At 36.6% G+C, this 18,046-nt stretch carries 16 protein-coding genes; 5 read left to right on the top strand and 11 right to left on the bottom strand.

All coding sequences use genetic code 11. The features are described 5' to 3' along the window. Positions 1–4 precede the first annotated feature (4 nt). The 6 genes from M1F17_RS05200 to M1F17_RS05175 all read right to left on the bottom strand — a co-directional run bounded on the left by M1F17_RS05200 (position 5) and on the right by M1F17_RS05175 (position 6,917). A complete protein-coding gene (locus tag M1F17_RS05200; RefSeq protein ID WP_004260586.1) occupies positions 5–208 on the bottom strand; it encodes a YbdD/YjiX family protein in 204 nt (67 codons plus the stop codon). A gap of 101 nt (positions 209–309) precedes the next feature. Further along, positions 310–2,463, bottom strand: a complete 2,154-nt coding sequence (locus M1F17_RS05195; RefSeq protein ID WP_004260588.1) for a carbon starvation CstA family protein — start codon at positions 2,461–2,463, stop codon at positions 310–312. 429 nt (positions 2,464–2,892) lie between these two features. After that, on the bottom strand, positions 2,893–3,348 hold the full coding sequence (locus tag M1F17_RS05190; protein WP_004260591.1) for a hypothetical protein: 456 nt from the start codon (positions 3,346–3,348) through the stop codon (positions 2,893–2,895). 221 nt (positions 3,349–3,569) lie between these two features. Then, positions 3,570–4,748 (bottom strand): formate-dependent phosphoribosylglycinamide formyltransferase, encoded by a 1,179-nt coding sequence (gene purT, locus M1F17_RS05185; RefSeq protein WP_004260593.1) that lies wholly within the window; start codon positions 4,746–4,748, stop codon positions 3,570–3,572. A 122-nt stretch (positions 4,749–4,870) separates the two neighbouring features. Next, complete coding sequence (gene rarD, locus M1F17_RS05180; protein WP_318837280.1) at positions 4,871–5,797, bottom strand: EamA family transporter RarD; 927 nt, start codon at positions 5,795–5,797, stop codon at positions 4,871–4,873. A gap of 172 nt (positions 5,798–5,969) precedes the next feature. Then, positions 5,970–6,917 carry an aminoimidazole riboside kinase gene (locus M1F17_RS05175; protein ID WP_004260601.1) on the bottom strand — a complete coding sequence of 316 codons (948 nt, stop codon included), beginning with the start codon at positions 6,915–6,917 and terminating at the stop codon, positions 5,970–5,972. A 203-nt stretch (positions 6,918–7,120) separates the two neighbouring features. On the opposite strand from M1F17_RS05175, the gene M1F17_RS05170 reads away from it, so the two are divergent. Beyond that, on the top strand, positions 7,121–8,575 hold the full coding sequence (locus M1F17_RS05170) for a glycoside hydrolase family 32 protein (RefSeq protein WP_094960940.1): 1,455 nt from the start codon (positions 7,121–7,123) through the stop codon (positions 8,573–8,575). A 31-nt stretch (positions 8,576–8,606) separates the two neighbouring features. Here the strand turns inward: M1F17_RS05170 and M1F17_RS05165 are convergent, their stop codons facing one another. Then, positions 8,607–9,602 carry a LacI family DNA-binding transcriptional regulator gene (locus M1F17_RS05165; RefSeq protein WP_004260608.1) on the bottom strand — a complete coding sequence of 332 codons (996 nt, stop codon included), beginning with the start codon at positions 9,600–9,602 and terminating at the stop codon, positions 8,607–8,609. A gap of 470 nt (positions 9,603–10,072) precedes the next feature. Between M1F17_RS05165 and M1F17_RS05160 the strand changes: the two genes are divergently transcribed. After that, positions 10,073–10,702: a response regulator transcription factor gene (locus M1F17_RS05160; RefSeq protein WP_094960939.1), complete on the top strand. Its 630-nt coding sequence runs from the start codon at positions 10,073–10,075 to the stop codon at positions 10,700–10,702. A 602-nt stretch (positions 10,703–11,304) separates the two neighbouring features. On the opposite strand, the gene M1F17_RS05155 is transcribed toward M1F17_RS05160, so the two are convergent. Both M1F17_RS05155 and rimO read right to left on the bottom strand, forming a co-directional pair. Then, positions 11,305–11,946: a helix-turn-helix domain-containing protein gene (locus M1F17_RS05155; RefSeq protein ID WP_094960938.1), complete on the bottom strand. Its 642-nt coding sequence runs from the start codon at positions 11,944–11,946 to the stop codon at positions 11,305–11,307. A 215-nt stretch (positions 11,947–12,161) separates the two neighbouring features. Then, positions 12,162–13,496: a 30S ribosomal protein S12 methylthiotransferase RimO gene (gene rimO, locus M1F17_RS05150; RefSeq protein WP_318837279.1), complete on the bottom strand. Its 1,335-nt coding sequence runs from the start codon at positions 13,494–13,496 to the stop codon at positions 12,162–12,164. Positions 13,497–13,670: 174 nt separating this feature from the next. Here rimO and M1F17_RS05145 point away from each other — a divergent pair, with 174 nt between their 5' ends. Further along, a complete protein-coding gene (locus M1F17_RS05145) occupies positions 13,671–14,018 on the top strand; it encodes a hypothetical protein (RefSeq protein ID WP_137018913.1) in 348 nt (115 codons plus the stop codon). 217 nt (positions 14,019–14,235) lie between these two features. Next, complete coding sequence (locus tag M1F17_RS05140) at positions 14,236–14,715, top strand: Hcp family type VI secretion system effector (protein ID WP_318837278.1); 480 nt, start codon at positions 14,236–14,238, stop codon at positions 14,713–14,715. 204 nt (positions 14,716–14,919) lie between these two features. Here the strand turns inward: M1F17_RS05140 and M1F17_RS05135 are convergent, their stop codons facing one another. Both M1F17_RS05135 and M1F17_RS05130 read right to left on the bottom strand, forming a co-directional pair. Continuing rightward, complete coding sequence (locus M1F17_RS05135; protein WP_112307186.1) at positions 14,920–15,624, bottom strand: hypothetical protein; 705 nt, start codon at positions 15,622–15,624, stop codon at positions 14,920–14,922. Between the two features lie 566 nt (positions 15,625–16,190). After that, positions 16,191–17,120, bottom strand: coding sequence for a haloacid dehalogenase-like hydrolase (locus M1F17_RS05130; protein WP_164455181.1), 930 nt, complete (start codon positions 17,118–17,120; stop codon positions 16,191–16,193). Positions 17,121–17,401: 281 nt separating this feature from the next. Between M1F17_RS05130 and M1F17_RS05125 the strand changes: the two genes are divergently transcribed. Beyond that, positions 17,402–17,959, top strand: coding sequence for an iron transporter (locus M1F17_RS05125; protein ID WP_094960937.1), 558 nt, complete (start codon positions 17,402–17,404; stop codon positions 17,957–17,959). Positions 17,960–18,046 lie beyond the last annotated feature (87 nt).

Raw genomic sequence — 18,046 nt, 5'->3', positions numbered from 1 at the left:
TTGATTAACAGCAGCGAAATCCGCCTTTACCACTACCACCATACCGTGCATCTTGTCTTTCGCGAAAAAATTCTTTATATGTCATCACAGGTTTGTCTGGATGGTTATCACTCATATGCTGCACATAAGTATCATAATCAGGAATACCAATTAACATACGTGCGGCTTGCCCGAGGTATTTTCCTGTTTTGCCGAGATTTCCAAACATCAGCCTCTCCAATACAAATGCCCTACATCATGAGCACATAATGTAGGGCGACCTTTCATTTATTGAGCACCTTTCGATGTTCAAATCCGTTGAAGGGTGACTTAATGTGAAGATGAAACTTTCACGCCCTCTTTAGGTACAGGAACATAAGGTGTTTCTTTGTCTGTACGCTCTGGGTTTTTGTGTGCTTTCATCCCAACGCGGATACCGTAGAAAATGATACCGTAAACAACCACTAAGAATAGAATACTCAGCCCAGCGTTGGTGTAGTTATTAATAATAATGTGATTCATATTAGTAATTTCTTGTGCAGTTAACTCTGCACCACCTGCCGCAATCTTATCTTTATAAGATTTCGCTAAGTATAGGAACCCTTCCAGTTGTGGGTTATCACTGAATAATTTCAGTCCTAATGCCCAAGTTGTACAGATTAATAGCCATACTGCAGGTAAGACAGTCACCATAATGTATTTACTGCGTTTCATCTTAATCAATACAACTGTACTTAAGACTAAAGCAACCGCTGCTAACATTTGGTTCGAGATACCGAACAGAGGCCATAAGCTCTTAACACCGCCCAGTGGGTCAACAACGCCTTGATACAATAAGTAACCCCATAACCCAACACATCCCGCTGTACCGATGATACCCGCAACCAGTGAATCGGTTTTCTTCAAGAACGGAACAAAGTTACCTAATAAATCTTGCAGCATAAAGCGGCCAGAACGGGTTCCTGCATCCAATGCGGTTAAGATAAACAGCGCTTCAAACAGAATACCAAAGTGATACCAGAAGCCCATATTTGCCGCAGGCATGATTTCATGGAAGACATACGCAATACCTACCGCTAATGTCGGTGCACCACCTGCACGGTTTAACACCGACGGCTCACCAATATCTTTCGCTGTTTGCATGATTTGCTCAGGTGAAATCACAAAGCCCCATGAACTCACTGTAGCGGCTGCATGAACAGACACATCTTTGAGCTGAGCCATGATAGCTGCGCCATCTGGACCACCCAGTTCATGTAAGTTAGGCATAGTAATACCCAACGCTGCCGGTGGTGTATTCATTGCAAAATACAAGCCTGGTTCGATAATAGAGGCCGCTACCAGTGCCATAATCGCAACAAATGACTCCATTAACATTGCACCATAACCGATGTAACGCGCATCTTTTTCGTTTGCTAATAACTTAGGTGTTGTCCCTGAAGAAATAAGCGCATGGAAACCGGATACCGCACCACAAGCGATGGTAATAAATAAGAATGGGAATAGAGTACCTTTCCAAACAGGACCGGAGCCATCAACAAATTGGGTGACAGCTGGCATTTTTAATTCAGGATTTAGAATAACGATACCAATCGCTAAACCAACAATAACCCCAATTTTCAGGAAGGTCGCTAAATAGTCACGAGGCGCTAAAATTAACCATACAGGTAATAATGCTGAAACAAACGCATAACCGACTAACGCATAAGTGATCGTCGTGTCTTTGAATGTCAGTGCTGGGCCCCAGTATGGGTCATGAGCAATCACACCACCAAACCAAATGGAAGCAACTAACAGAACAATACCGATAACAGAAACTTCACCTACGCGCCCCGGCCGGATATATCGCATATATATCCCCATAAACAATGCGATAGGCACTGTTGAGACAACGGTAAAGACACCCCATGGGCTTTCTGCCAAGGCTTTCACCACAATCAATGCTAATACAGCAAGGATAATGATCATGATTAGGAAGCACCCAAAGAGCGCCAGCGTTCCCGGAATCGGGCCAAGCTCCTCTTTAACAATTTCCCCTAATGATGCACCATTACGGCGTGATGAAATAAATAACACCATGAAATCTTGCACCGCACCGGCTAACACAACCCCAGCTAGTAACCATAAGGTACCGGGTAAATAGCCTACTTGCGCCGCAAGAACAGGTCCGACTAATGGCCCAGCCCCTGCAATAGCGGCAAAGTGGTGACCAAATAGAACATTTTTATTTGTCGGAACATAGTTTAAACCATCATTATTAATGACGGCTGGGGTCGCACGTGTTTCGTCCAGCTTCATCACTTTCTTAGCAATATATAAGCTGTAATAACGATATGCGATGAGATACACCGCCACAGAAGCGACGACAATCCACAGCGCACTAATGTGCTCACCGCGTCTGAGTGCAACAACCCCTAAACAGACTGCACCGATTATCCCGAGGATCATCCACGGAATGTGCTTTAAAATACCATTTTTGTTCATAGAACACCCTTCTGAGGTAAAACGAACATGCCATTGATTTTGTATTAACCATCTTAAAAAACGATATCGCTGTGTTTTCGTTGCTTATCATTTATCGTTGATGGTTTTTTAATTGGCAGTGGTTGAACTGTATTGAATTAAAAAATTGAGCTCTGCCATGGTGTATATGGTATGAAATTACACTCAGCAAATGACTAAAGTTATGCTAAGTGGTGCCATATAGAATTAAGCGGTTTGTTTTTTACTTTAAATGGTTTTAAGGAAGGGAATATGAGGTCAAAAATGTGATCCACATAACGATTCTGATTTGTTTTCAATAAGTTAAAAAATGTAACTCATATGAATAAAATGAAGTTTATTGTAAACAAATTTCACTAATAACGTGAAATCTCAAAGTTAGGTTATCTAAAGCTTTATAATATCTATGTGCTATTGGCGTGTAATTGTTGTCCATTTACCACCAACCCACCAACTATGTTCACCATCTGTTTGCGTTTCACATCCGATACCGACTTTCGCTTTCCCTGCTTCAAAGGGATACGCGCAATCATAAATTGCATCAACCACGATTTCCCCAGTAATTGCGTCTGCAAAACCAATTTTATTTTCTTTGCGAATTCGATATACCCCGTCTTGCGCTTCATCAGGCCAATTATCAAAATAGTAAAGTTGGTAAATCTCTTGTCCTTTTTGGTCAAAAACAGCTAAGCCTTTATTCGATGATTTACCTAAACAATACTTAAATGAAGATTGTTGCTCAAAACACTCGATTTTATCTTTTTCGTTCTCTACCCATAAACTGAATTGTTGTTCAAGATTTTGCGCTGTTGATAAAAAAGATATTAATCCTAATGACATTAAACCAACTACATAATGAATCATCATAACTTTCCTTATTCTACTTTTATGCCTACTAAGTGATAAGACGCTAAGCTCATCAACTTTGCTCTATTAAATACTCGCTTAATTAAAGATAGCGGATATCTATTTCAGTGAAACTAGGAATAAAGGTAAATAAAGTCTTATATGAAGATAATCTCAAAGTTAAAATTAAAGTATACAAGCGCTCACTCACTTAGAGTCATTGAGCGCAAAATTCATCAAGATCAACCAGAAACACACACTGTATTCGCGGTTTTCTTAGCCATATCTAATGCATTTTCAATAGAATCCGCAATCGCCAAAGCCACACCTAACCGACGAGTTCCTGCAATTTCAGGTTTACCAAATAACCGTAATTGGGTGTCAGACCCCAAAGCAGCACCAATATTTGAAAAAACCACATTTTGGCTTTGTAAATTAGGTAAAATAACCGCTGAAGCACTCGGCCCATATTGGCGGATCACGCCAATTGGGAAACCAAGAAATGCACGAACATGTAATGCAAATTCAGATAAACTCTGCGAAATAAGCGTCACCATCCCCGTATCATGGGGACGAGGCGAAACCTCATTAAAAATGATATCGTCACCACATACGAATAATTCAACACCAAATATTCCATAACCTCCTAGAGAGGTTACAATTTTCTTGGCAATGTCTTGCGCTTTTTTCAACGCAGCCTCACTCATGTACTGCGGCTGCCAAGACTCACGGTAATCCCCTTTTTCTTGTCGGTGACCTATAGGCGCACAAAAGTGAATACCATCCACCGCACTGACTGTTAACAATGTAATTTCAAAATCAAAATTAACCATTTTTTCAACAATTACACGCCCCTGCCCTGCTCGCCCACCTTGCTGCGAATAATCCCAAGCCTGATCTAATTCTGCTCGAGAGCGGATCACACTTTGTCCCTTTCCTGATGAACTCATCACAGGCTTAACAATACAGGGAAACCCAATTTTTTCTGCCGCTGCAATAAAATCGGGGTTACTGTCTACAAATTGGTACTCTGATGTTGGCAATTTCAACTCTTCTGCCGCTAAACGACGGATCCCTTCTCTATCCATAGTAAGTACAATGGCTTTCGCAGACGGAACCACTTTTTGTCCTTGCTGTTCAAGCTCCATCAATACCTGTGTCGCAATTGCTTCAATTTCAGGCACGATAATATCAGGTTTTTCCCGTGAGACTATTTGTTTCAGCGCTTCGCCATCAAGCATGTTTATCGTATAACTGCGGTGTGCAATATGCATCGCTGGCGCATTATCATAGCGATCAACCGCAATAACTTCGATGCCCAATCGTTGACATTCAATCGCAACTTCTTTGCCTAACTCTCCAGCACCTAACAGCATGACTTTTGTTGCAGATTTACACAGCGCAGTACCTAATTGATTCATGATTGATGACCTTACCGACAAAAAGTTGATACCAATTATATACGCAATCGTTTGCTTTTACTATCAAGGAAAAAACACTATAAAAAAAATTTTCATAATCGATTGATAATAATAATTATTATTTAATCTAATGGTGTTTTATCGCGCCCAGTAATAAAGGGTTCTTTGTGAGAAAATTTAATATACTGTTTGCGTAAAATAGCTAATACACAAAACATTAAACCAATCCAAATAAGTGAAAAACTAATACCTTTGACCCAATCAAAGAGCTCATTAAATAAAAATACGGCCAATAAAAATTGAATTGTTGGTTCTATATATTGCGCTAAACCAATCACCGTTAATGATGTCCGTTTAATCGCTGCGGTAAAAAAGAGCAAAGGAATTATCGTGACAGGCGCCGCTAACATATAAAGAACTTTAATTTGCCAATCCCCTTGCGTCACGGCACTTAGACCATGAGATGCTAACCACCAAGTGATCGCTATTGCAATGGGAAGCAGCCAAAGTGCTTCTAGAAATAAAGACGTAATCTCATCAAATCGAATAAATTTACGAATTAACCCATAGACTGCAAAAGCACTCCCCATTACTAACGCTAAAATAGGTAATTCACCATACTGCCAAATTTGGTAACCGACCCCCGCACAAATAAAAATAACAGCCATTTTTTCTGCAAAAACAAGCCGTTCGCGAAGGAACAAAACACCAAGTAAAATAGAAAATAATGGGTTAATAAAATAGCCAAGACTAGCAGCTAACACCTGCCCGTGGGTTAATGCATAAGTAAATGTTGTCCAAGATATCGCCATAACCGACGAACTAAATAAACATAGAATTATCGACTGTTTGTCAGACCATACCTCACGCCATAAAGATTTATTTTTGATAATTAAGCGAACAAGAAAAAGTATAGGCACAGACCAGATAAGACGTTCTGCAAGTAGCTCTAAAGGTTCCGCACCGGGAAGTAAACGATAAAATAATGGTGTTATTCCCCATAAGATATAGGAAAAAATAGCAAGAGCTACTCCCGAGCGAAGCAACATGATTTATCCACAATAAAATCTGATTAAATAATATTAGCTACTTATCATACGCCAAAATGCAAAAAATAAAACTTGCCACCACCATAATATAATTTGAATTATATCAAGTATTCTTAAACTAAAAGGTAACTATATCGCTACCTTTTAGTTGCTCAATACACATATATTCTCATCAAAAAACATCGCGTTGATGTAATGGCGGTTGCTGCTGCATAAATACAAATAATTCCTGTTGTGTCGGAGCCGCAGCGATAGCGCCTTTTTTAGTTGTCGCTAATGCACCACAAGCCGTAGCTTGCGAGATGACCTTCATCAATCCCTCTTTTTCGTTGACTAGCCCATATTGTGAGATGGCCGCCAATAACCCTGCCATAAATGCGTCACCTGCACCAGTAGTATCAATACTTTCAACTAAATAAGCACTTACGGCTATTTGAACTGAGGGGGTGAACACCTGACAACCTTTAGCACCTTGAGTCACAATTTTTAATTGAGCAGGGTAATTTTGCAATTTAGCTATGGCATTCTCAAAACGACTTTCTTGCGTTAACCACAGCAATTCATCATCCGAAAGTTTTAAAATATCTGCTTGTTTTGCAAAATTATCAACAATTTGGTGCATTTCGTCGGGATCTGACCACATTTGCGGACGAATGTTAATATCAAAGCTCAGTAATCCGCCAGCGAGCTTGAGTTGTTCGATAGCTGTCGATAGTGATGCTCTGCATTGATGGTGCACCAGAGCTAATGAGCAAAAATGCAAAATATCATTACCAAATTGCGGTAAATTATTTATCGTTAAAAATTGGTCGGCCGAAGGAGAAACTAAAAAAGAAAATTCACGTTCTCCATTTTCGTGTAACGAGACGAGAACAGTACTTGTTTTATACTTTTCATCAAACTCCATCGCACTAGTATCAACCCCTATATCAAATAGGGTTTTCTGCATAAAATGCCCAAAAGCTTCTTCGCCGACTCGCCCAATAAAACCACTGTTTTGCCCTAAGCGTGCAACACCCGCGGCAACATTCACAGGTGCTCCACCAGCACAAGCTTCATATTGCATGTTTTGAAGGGGGATTAAATCAATGACAGCATCCCCTAATGCCCAAACTTTCATTATGTCTCCTTTGCGAGTTTTATATTTTTAACCTTCATTCTTATTCATAGCTAGCACATTACCAACTCATAAAAATAAAACTAGTAAACGCAAACTGTTAACGTTAACATTGAGTATAAAGAAACCAGCAAATAAACGCACCTATTATTGAATTTCATGTGCTTATTTTGTTATTGCGATCGAAAAACATTCAGGAAGCCATAATGAAAAAACAACTTGAACTAGCCAACGAAGCCATCAAAACAGCAAGGAAAAATATGGACTTGCAGTTTTACCCACAATACCACCTTGCCCCTTATGCAGGCTGGATGAATGACCCTAATGGTTTGATCTATCATCAAGGCCAATACCATGCATTTTATCAACATCATCCATTTAGTGCGATTTGGGGCCCCATGCATTGGGGGCATGCAACAAGTACAGATATGGTACATTGGGAACATCAGGCAATTGCGTTAGCACCTAGTGAAGACTATGACCGAGATGGTTGTTTCTCAGGATCTGCAATTAGTTACGATAATAAATTATATCTGTTCTACACGGGCCACATCTGGTTAGCAAATCCAGGTGATGATAGTCAAATCATCCAATCACAATGTGTTGCAATCAGTGAAGATGGTATTCATTTCGAAAAGAAAGGTGTTGTGCTTTCTGCACCCGATGGTTATATGCACTTTCGAGATCCTAAAGTTTGGCGACAAGATGGAAAATGGTGGATGGTCGTCGGCGCAAGAGACTCCCAAGATCAAGGACAAATACTTTTATTTAAGAGTACAGACTTATTAAATTGGGATCAAAACTACCAAGTTCTGGCAAAAACTGACGACGATAATGTTTATATGTGGGAATGTCCTGATTTCTTTCCATTAGGCGAACAATTTGTTGCCCTCTTTTCACCTCAAGGAAAAAAGGCAAAAAATTATCAGTATCGAAATCTATTTCAAAATGGTTATTTGGTTGGTAATTGGTCTCCTAATTCATCTTATAAAATTTCACATGCATTTACAGAACTTGATTTCGGCCAAGACTTTTACGCACCTCAAACCTTTTTAGCTAAAGATGGCCGCCGTATCGCTATCGCTTGGATGGATATGTGGGAAAGCCATATGCCCACACAAAAACATGGGTGGTCAGGATGTTTTACTTTACCTAGAGAGCTAACACTGAATGAACAAGGTAAAATTGTCGCTAAACCTATAGAGGAATTGAAAACATTACGTCAGTCCGCAAGCCATTTTCCCGCAACAACACTAGCTAAAAACAGCACAATCATACTGAATGAGAATGCGACAAGTTGTGAAATAGAACTTATCTGGGACTTACAGCAAAGCCCTGCTGAAAAATTCGGCTTTTGGGTAGGATACGGCGTACAGTTTTACATTGATAACCAAAGTCAGCAATTAACCTTAATGCGTCATTACCCTGAATATACAATTAGTGATAGTCGTTGTGCGCCAATACCTGAAGGTCATCAACTTAAAATAAATGCTTTTATCGATCACTCTAGCTTGGAAGTATTTATTAATGATGGTGAACTCAACTTTAGTTGTCGAATCTACCCCCATCAAAGTGAGCGGGACTTAAGATTATTTGCAATAAATCAGCAAGCAAAGCTCGAAAAAGCGATTTATTGGGAGATCAAAAAATCCATTGAATAGCAAGCTACTAGATTTGCTTTTCTCTGCAAGGTTAAAAAGAATTACGTTCTAACAAGTCGCAAGCAACATATTCAACACTATTTTGCTGCCGTTCTTCTATGATGTGTAAAGCGGCTTGTTGGCCTAATTGATAGTGCGGTAACACAACCGTACTTAATGGAGGATAAAATAGTTCCCCGACACCTATCATATTATCATAGCCAAGTACTGCGATATCTTGTGGAATACGTAAGCCACGGCTAAGTAGTACTTGGTAAGCTAAAAATGCTATACGGTCATTTCCACAAATAATGACATCAAAATTCGGTTTTTTATTCTTAAAATGACTATTAATTAAAGCTATAACATCTAAATAATGCTCATCGCCTAACTCTAAATGGTGTTGCTGAAGTGATGCTAGCGGTAAGTCAGCACTTGCCCACGCAGACTCCACCGCTTCACGGCGCATTTTTCCAGCAAGTGTCTCTTGCGGAATATAAAGACAAAGAGGATTTCGATACCCTTTCTCTATTAAGCGTTTTACTGCATTAAATTGACCATTAAAATCATCTGGCACATAAGCAGGGAACTGCCCATTTTTATCTATGCAATTAGCAAGAACCAAACGATTATTATGTAATGTTTCTGGAATCGCTACTTCTCGAAGCCCCATCGTAGTATAAATAATACCATCAGGCCGCTGAGATAATAATTGTCGGACAGCTCTTTCACTATCTTCGCTAGATGTAATATTAACTACAAAGCTACTCCAGCCGAATTGTCTCGCGGTTTGTTCTATTGAAAGAATGATTTCTACAGAAAAAGGGGTAGTTGCTGTATCGAGGGCCAAAACACCAACTGTCGAAACCCTAGAGCTTTTCCCTCTGATCTTTCGCGCTGAAAAATCAGGGACATAATTGAGTGACTCAATAGCTTGTTGGACTTGTTTCAAGGTTTCAGGCTTTAGTAATTCAGGGCTATTAATTGCCCTTGATACAGTCATCAATGAAACATTTGCAAGTCGAGCTACGTCTTTTAAAGAAGCCATTAAGTATATTCACTCATCAAAACTAGGTAAGTATTAATTTTAACATGTTAGATATAAAAAGTACTTAATCTTCGTCAATTCACAAGTTAAGAGCTATCACCTCAAAAAACAACATAAGTGTACATCTAAGACTTTTTATGACTAATGATTTAAGATATTATTGATTAGCTTTAGCAATATTTCTGTCTATCACTTTATGATAAAAACACATTTAATAAGTAAAATCACCTAAAATGTTACACGTCATTAATCGAATATTACCCAATGACACAAACTTTAACTATTGTTTCTATTTTTATATTAAATTTAACTAGATGATGTTTTTAATATAAATTAAGGTCAGTATTACATTAATAAAAAAAACAACGATCAGTAGAAAATATTATTGTGGAATTTAAATTTCACTTTATTTATCTACGTATTTTATCAGATTAGTATGAATATCAAATCAGTTCAACAGGAGTATGGTGATGAATAACACCATTCACGTAATCGTAGAAAGTGATAATGTCTTTAAGAATAAACTGAAATTAATGATGGAATCTTTTGGTTTTATCTTTAGATTTTATAATAACGAAGAAGTGTTTATGAGTAATTATACTTACCCTAATGAGATTAATGTAAAGGAATGTATTTTATTATTCTTAAACAATGATGAAAATCGTATTAATCGATTAAACAATATAAATAATTCATTTGGTATTGTTCCATTCATTGTGCTTGCCGAAGAGCCTTCTATCAGTCTATGTCGAGAAAGCTTTAAATCTGGAGCTTTTGATTTTTTTCCTTTTCCTTTCAAAGATATAGAAATATCAAATTCCATTAGTAACGCGATGGAATTATTTTTAAGTATGCATGAAAAGCATAAAAAATATACTCATCTCTCTGATAAATTTAATCGTCTTTCGGTTAGAGAAAGAGAAATTATGGATATGATATTAGAAGGTAATACCAGTAAAGAAACCGCAGAAAAACTGTCATTATCACCAAGAACTGTAGAGGTACATCGCTCTAATATTTATACAAAATTAGGAATAAAATCACTACCACAACTTATTCAAGAATACGAATATATTAATACCTATCCTAGATATATTTAATCTATATGCTATGTTTACCTTCTTATAGCGTTATTATTTCTGATGGCTTGATTCTAAGCCATCAGAAATTAACTATATGAAAAATACCTAAAGGTACTATAATTTAGATAAATATAGATTAATATTCTGTTAATTTTGAAATAATAACTTATTTTTATAAGTGATAAAAACAACACCACTCTGTTATGGATTAAAAACCTAAGTAAATTAATAATTCAGATGGTAATAATAACCACTAATAATCACAAAATAAAATTACATTTTTTTTAGTTATTAAAGTATTATTTACCCTCCCCATATCTCACTACTTTTTTAGTAAAACAATAACCTTTATCAACAAACTTTCTCTCTCATAAAACTAAAAAAATAAGGCTACAAACGACATACCTCCTTACCGTATCCAAGCATAATAAGCATCGTTTTCATTTTCTTTTCTCGATACATCAAGTAACGATACAAGTAGATAGATTACGCTTTATTTATCTATCGGCTGTCGTTCAAAATGTTGGTAAATATTTCGCGCTTCGCTGTTTTTATGCTTTGTAGCTGTTCAAAAAACACGCGAAAGCGCTATTTTTTACCATTCAGAGCATATAGGAGAGCTATTTGTAGTCCTTAATGTTAATTTCGTACTGCTTTAGCTTGCGCCATAATGTTGTCCGTCCCATATCAAGGACTTTATGCATTTTTTGAATTTTACCTTTGCAAGCTTGTGCAACTTCAATAATCAAAGCTTTCTCAACTGAATGAATATCTAAGTTAGCGAACCGTTGTTCGTCCTTATCTACCTTAAAAATACCTTGTTCGTAATAGTGAAATTTCAATTTTTCACTCACTTCCCTTGCTAAGGATTGCGTAAGTGCAAACAAAATATTGCAACTATTCTTAGTTGAAGATAAAACAACAACGAGTACAGGCTCACCAGTATGTGAATACACTGGTGCTAAGTAATAAAAAATTCCATGTAATTCAATTGGCTCTGCATACAACCTAAGCTGTGCCCCATAAGTTAAATTATCAGATAGTAAATTTGCTATCTCAAAATTACCATCAAGCTCATGACTGAGCCACAGCGTTTTCCCATCAGTGCTCAGTAGAGAACTGCGAATATTATTATCATGTAACGAGGCTAATCCGCTCTCAATGGTTGTATGAGCAAGCTCTACGATATATTCATAATTACCTGAATTATAAATACTTTCTTTTACAGGTGTTGTAGTTGGAAATATTAAATGAGTTGACATAGTTATCCTTATTCTTCGATAAGAGTTATCTGATTATGTCAATTTGCCATTTAATTATTATATTCTAGATCAAGTTATTAATTGATAGGTTTACAACCATTGATACACATCAATTTTTTATAATTAAAAGTAGTAAATCAATGTGGTAAAAAAGAAAATGGCTAACTGAATCTATCTAAGTTAGCCATATACACTTCTAGAACGCTTTTATTAAATTAAGCAGTAACAATATTTCCCCACAGATCATATTCATCTGCATGCTCAACTAATACTTTCACTATATCCCCAACGCTAACCTCAAATTCACCATTGAGATAAACCATACCATCAATTTCTGGTGCATCAGCCATACTACGGCCAATAGCACCTTCATCATCAACTTCATCAATAATGACTAAAATTTCTTTACCAATTTTATCTTGTAATCGCTGTGTAGAAATTTGCTGTTGTACTTGCATAAAACGATGATAACGATCTTCTTTTATTTCCTCAGGAACTTGATCAGCTAGTTCATTCGCTTTCGCTCCCTCGACAGGGCTATATTTAAAGCAGCCGACTCGGTCCAACTTAGCTTCCAATAAGAAATCTAATAGCATTTGGAAATCTTCTTCTGTCTCACCGGGAAATCCAACAATAAATGTTGAACGTAAGGTGAGTTCAGGGCAAATTTCACGCCAACGTTTAATCCGCTCAAGTGTTCTTTCAACGGCACCGGGGCGTTTCATTAATTTTAAAATTTTCGGACTTGCATGCTGTAATGGAATATCTAAGTAAGGTAAAATTTTACCTTCTGCCATCAACGGGATAACATCATCAACATGTGGATAAGGGTAAACATAATGTAAACGCACCCATACGCCCATTGAAGCAAGTTGTTCGCATAACCCCACCATGCTAGTTTTTACAGGCTGACCATCCCAAAAACCCGTTTTATTTTTAACATCAACACCATATGCAGAAGTATCTTGGGAAATAACCAGTAACTCTTTGACTCCTGAAGCGACCAGACGCTTAGCTTCATTTAACACATCCCCGATTGGACGGCTATCTAAGTCCCCTCGCATTGAAGGAATAATGCAGAAAGTACAACGATGATTACACCCTTCGGAAATTTTTAAATACGCATAATGCTTTGGTGTCAATTTTACCCCTTGCTCAGGGACTAAACTCAAGAAAGGGTCATGTTCAGGCTTCGGTACATAGTGGTGAACATGGTTAAGTACCTGCTCATAGCTATGTGGGCCAGTGATTTCTAAAATTTTTGGATGTACTTCACGAATTTGGTTTTCTTTCGCACCAAGGCATCCTGTCACAATCACTTTACCATTTTCATTCAGTGCTTCCCCAATCGCTTCTAATGATTCCTGCACTGCACTGTCGATAAATCCACAAGTATTCACAATGACTAAGTCAGCATTATCATAGCTTGGAACCACTTGATAACCATCAGTGCGTAATTCAGTTAAAATGCGTTCTGAATCAACTAGGTTTTTCGGGCAGCCGAGAGAAACGAAACCAATTTTTGGTACCGGATTAGTATTTTGCGACATAACTCACTTCTTTTATTGTGTTATAAATATTGTTTTAGAAAAATGGGCGAAATTTTACCTGAAGAATTGAGGGAATTGTATAAATTTTTGTCGAAAATAAAGCTAAATTTATTAGGACTAAGCTTACACTATACAATCCACAGGCATATAATAATGACAGAATAAAAGGACAAAATGATGGGAATTACCGAACTTCCAGATGAAATTGATTTTCTATGTTTTTTCGAAAATGAGCCATTCTTAAAAGATATACAAGATAACATAACATTTGGTTATGAGTATAAAAAACGAAATGTTACTTTATTATTTTACTTTACTGCACTAGAAGGCAGAGTAACGCTAATGCTTAAAGTCGATGATGTTAATGTTATGGTACAACCTATCCGCTATGTCGAGATAATAAGATTAGATAAAAATACTATGATAATAAAGTGTAACGAAAATAGTGGATTGCCTGAAATCTCAGTACAATTAGAACCAACAATATTAATTAAGAACCATATACCTTATTGGTTTGATTGAGTTTTTATGTTCTCTGATATTAGTACTTCTTGCACTAGATTATTATAACCATACAAAACTGTAGCATTACCATCATTCGGGAACCAAGAAACTTGTTATTTTTAGAGTTTTTGAAACTCTATTTTTTGTGATTTTAGCCACTGTTTATTTTCATTGCACATTACCTAAGTTAAATTTACAATATTTACCACAAAATTATTAGCATATAGGAAGTACCATGTCATATTTGATCTATTTAAGCTTACAAGGCGATAAACAAGGTTTAATTTCTAGTGGATGTTCATCCAAAGACTCAATTGGTAATCGTTATCAGCTTGGTCATGAAAATGAAATTCAAGTTATTGGTTTAAATCATTCAATGACAAGAACACAAAACTCCTCCCATCATCCAATTCAAATATTAAAACCTATAGATAAATCATCACCATTGCTAGGTGTTGCATTGAATAATAATGAATTATTTAGTGCTGTCTTTTACTTTTATCGGACAAGCGGGCAAGGCGGATTAGAAAAATTCTATGAGCTAAAATTAACAAAAGCTTCATTAGTTGAAATTTCTTGCGTTTACCCTAACTCCATTAACAATAATGAATTGATGCCATATGAAAAGTTATTAATGAAGTACGAATCTATATCATGGCGACATTTAATGTCAGGCACAGAGGGATATTCAATATCCAATGATAATGTTTTTTAATTTTAAAATGTGACCTTTCACCTTTTAAAAAAAAGAATTATCTTTCGATAAAATGGAACTATACAGATGGTAATGAAGCTTAATAAAAACCAATGATTTGGGAAGAAAATAATGTAAATAATGATTACGCTAATAGTAGCTACTGTAATCAATACATTACTTAGTAAGTCTTTAAAAAAATAAGATATAAAATCCTTCATTAAATTATCCTACAATCAAATCAACTATTGTAGATGCTATATCGTCATCAGTATGCTTTCCATTTACAAGATATAACCCTTTCTCTAACTTAGGCTTTGGAATGAAATACAGCATTTCAATTCCCTTACCATAAAGCTTCCAATAAAAATATGGGTCATTCCAACTTAACTGCTCTGCAGCAATAGCCGCTTGTTCAAACCGACCATAACCACCAATTGCTGTAAATGCAATATTTGAAACCATTTTAACATTTTTTCTAACAACAGGACTAAATAGAATTATTTGGTATAGTGATTCAACTATAGCTTCAATGATAACCATTTTTGTAAGTCTTTTTGTTGCAAGCTTTGCACTATGACCTAACCGTTTAAGTATTTTATCATAAATGCTGTTTACCTCACTTTCACTTTTTTCAATTAATGCTAATTCAATATAAGTATTAACAATATCTTTTATTGGATTATAATCAAATGAAAATGTTCTAATAGCTGAAACTAGCCTACTATCTTGGTTGTGTATGACATTATACTCATCATCATCAAAAGCATAAGAGATCGCTCTTCTCATTGAGCGATTAAGCCCATCACCTAATGCATCATAAACATCAGCTGCTATTTCTTGAACCCCTGCAATGCCTTTATCCATAGCAATAGCAATCATCTCTTCTTCTTTTGTCAGATTAATAAAATGTTGCTCAATGTAATCCATTCATTTGTACCAGTTAAAATGACTTATGCTAAATTTCAGTTTAGCAGAATGATTACAAAACGAAAGAGCTAATATTTTTATGCTATGAGATGAACACAATAGTGATATTCAACTAAAAATAACGTAATTGCATTGAAAACACCCATTAAGATGGTAACTTACTGAAACTAACCCACATTTAACTATGACATCTTTTTATATCGAAGTAATAACAATATGCGTTCAACATATAGCCAATGACAAAGAAAGTTGCACTTACATTTAAATATTATTTTAATTCTCAATTACCCGATAAATCTGTAGCATTTTCATCATTCGGGCAGCCGAGAGAAACGAAACCAATTTTTGGTACCGGATTAGTATTTTGCGACATAACTCACTTCTTTTATTGTGTTATAAATATTGTTTTAGAAAAATGGGCGAAATTTTACCTGAAGAATTGAGGGAATTGTATAAATTTTTATCGAAAATAATATGAATTTAAATCTAGAATAGATAGAAACAAATCTTGCTTTTAGTCGGTGATTTTCACAAATCATTTTGTAAAAACCACCTAAAAATGCCAATCAGCGATTAATTGAACGAGCAATACGTGAGTAAGTGTGCCTAACCCCTCGGATCACAATACTATAATTTAAAATATTCTCAGGTAATGCAATTCCGTTATACCCTGAATCACCAATATGATGTAAATCTGTCCCAGCCATTTTACACATTAATGCTATTTGCCGAATAGTTTGTAAATCTGCGCCTTCTTGAGAAGTCCCAATCGCTGTCATTGTCATCACTCCTTGGGAATGGCAATAACCCACCATTTTTTGCACAAATTCTAACGAGATCCCGGGGACCGTTCCTGGAGCCGGAAGCAAAATAATATCTGCACCACTGTTAATAAAGGTACGAATATCATCTTCTGTTATGAGTTGCTCAGCCGAGGCATTCAAAACTCCTGCTGCGTGCATTTTCCCTGTAATAAGCACAATATCTTCGCCAACAACAGCTTTAAGCTCTTTAAGACTCTGGTTAATTTCCTGATTAGTGACTCCGTTTCCAGGGTTTCCCGTTAAAACAATAATGTCAGCACCCATTTCTTTTAACTTAAGGGCATTTTTTACTGTTGCTAGCCGCCCCTCTGACATTTTCCACTGCGCATCCTGTGTTGGATTATTAAATCCCTCAGGTACGGGCTCTAAATTAACGCCTATTGCTCTCCCCGTTAAACGCTTAAGCGTTCGAATGATTTCTTCGGGTTCAATCCCTTCGGGCAGACCTTGCATAATCGGTTGATTAACATCAAAAACATTCAGCAACAGGATATCGGCACCTTGGCTTGCAGCTAATTCAGCATTCGTTACCGTCATTAATACAGGCTGAATTGTACCAATGGTTTCAGAAACCAATATTCGCCCTTCACTGGCTTTAATTGATTCTAATAGATTCTTTTTATTGAATTTTGCGATTTCTGAAGCTGAACAATCAAGATAACGTCGTTGCATGGCTATACCTTTAGTTTCAACAAAATTGATGAAAAACTCATTTGTCATGAATATCTACATTCAAAATATATCACGTAGATAATAATAAACTGCCTAATAGAGCACACTATTAGCAAGTTATTTTTTGAAGAATAATAACTTTTTCTAACACATAGATTTTTATATAAAAATAATCATTCTCAGCAACGCGTTGTCAACTTATCAGAAATTATCACTTGTTTTTTATTAATAGTAATGATTATCATTACTACTCTATATCACTTATGGTAAGGACAAAAATAATGAAACTCGCCTATAAAGCTGCTGTTTCAGGTCTCGCGTTGTTTTCAATCTCAGCATTAGCTCAAGAGTACCCTCTCGGTCACCCTGTGATCAAAAACGGAATGGAAATCCAAGGTGTTTATTTACAGCCCATTACAATGGATACCGAAGAAGGCCATCATGCGATGTCTCACTTAGCTGCAGATAAAGCAGATGTCCACTTAGAAGCAGATATTCACGCTGTTGAAGATAACCCAAATGGCTTTGCAGAAGGCGATTGGATCCCTTACCTGACCATTGAGTATTCAGTGACTAAACTCGGTGATAAACCACAAACTCAAACAGGCACATTTATGCCTATGGTGGCGAGTGATGGCCCTCATTATGGGGAAAACATTAAATTAGATGGCAATGGTAAATACCGCGTCACCTATAAAATTTACCCGCCATCACACAATAAAGAAGTTGCCTTTGGGCGCCATATTGATAAAGAAACAGGTGTAGCCCCTTGGTTCCAACCTTTCGAAGTCTCTTGGGACTTTGACTACGCAGGTGTTGGCCGTAAAGGTAGTTACTAATTTTTTTATTAAAATTAGATAAGGGCTTAACCAAGGGAGTTATCTTGCGTAAGCCCTTTTTTGTTTGTTGTTATTAAAGGATAAACC

The sequence above is a fragment of the Providencia sp. PROV073 genome, assembly GCF_033688125.1.
Classification (GTDB): Bacteria; Pseudomonadota; Gammaproteobacteria; order Enterobacterales; family Enterobacteriaceae; genus Providencia; species Providencia hangzhouensis.
This window is presented reverse-complemented; position numbering and strand designations above follow the sequence as displayed.

Excerpts from the sequence above, each read along its gene's own strand:
- M1F17_RS05195 (WP_004260588.1), bottom strand. The coding sequence starts at position 2,463 with ATGAACAAAAATGGTATTTTAAAGCACATTCCGTGGATGATCCTCGGG.
- M1F17_RS05155 (WP_094960938.1), bottom strand. The coding sequence starts at position 11,946 with ATGTCAACTCATTTAATATTTCCAACTACAACACCTGTAAAAGAAAGT.
- M1F17_RS05175 (WP_004260601.1), bottom strand. The coding sequence starts at position 6,917 with ATGAAAGTTTGGGCATTAGGGGATGCTGTCATTGATTTAATCCCCCTT.
- rimO (WP_318837279.1), bottom strand. The coding sequence starts at position 13,496 with ATGTCGCAAAATACTAATCCGGTACCAAAAATTGGTTTCGTTTCTCTC.
- M1F17_RS05140 (WP_318837278.1), top strand. The coding sequence starts at position 14,236 with ATGTCATATTTGATCTATTTAAGCTTACAAGGCGATAAACAAGGTTTA.
- M1F17_RS05145 (WP_137018913.1), top strand. The coding sequence starts at position 13,671 with ATGATGGGAATTACCGAACTTCCAGATGAAATTGATTTTCTATGTTTT.
- M1F17_RS05160 (WP_094960939.1), top strand. The coding sequence starts at position 10,073 with ATGAATAACACCATTCACGTAATCGTAGAAAGTGATAATGTCTTTAAG.
- M1F17_RS05165 (WP_004260608.1), bottom strand. The coding sequence starts at position 9,602 with ATGGCTTCTTTAAAAGACGTAGCTCGACTTGCAAATGTTTCATTGATG.
- purT (WP_004260593.1), bottom strand. The coding sequence starts at position 4,748 with ATGAATCAATTAGGTACTGCGCTGTGTAAATCTGCAACAAAAGTCATG.
- M1F17_RS05125 (WP_094960937.1), top strand. The coding sequence starts at position 17,402 with ATGAAACTCGCCTATAAAGCTGCTGTTTCAGGTCTCGCGTTGTTTTCA.
- M1F17_RS05190 (WP_004260591.1), bottom strand. The coding sequence starts at position 3,348 with ATGATGATTCATTATGTAGTTGGTTTAATGTCATTAGGATTAATATCT.
- rarD (WP_318837280.1), bottom strand. The coding sequence starts at position 5,797 with ATGTTGCTTCGCTCGGGAGTAGCTCTTGCTATTTTTTCCTATATCTTA.
- M1F17_RS05200 (WP_004260586.1), bottom strand. The coding sequence starts at position 208 with ATGTTTGGAAATCTCGGCAAAACAGGAAAATACCTCGGGCAAGCCGCA.
- M1F17_RS05170 (WP_094960940.1), top strand. The coding sequence starts at position 7,121 with ATGAAAAAACAACTTGAACTAGCCAACGAAGCCATCAAAACAGCAAGG.
- M1F17_RS05130 (WP_164455181.1), bottom strand. The coding sequence starts at position 17,120 with ATGCAACGACGTTATCTTGATTGTTCAGCTTCAGAAATCGCAAAATTC.
- M1F17_RS05135 (WP_112307186.1), bottom strand. The coding sequence starts at position 15,624 with ATGGATTACATTGAGCAACATTTTATTAATCTGACAAAAGAAGAAGAG.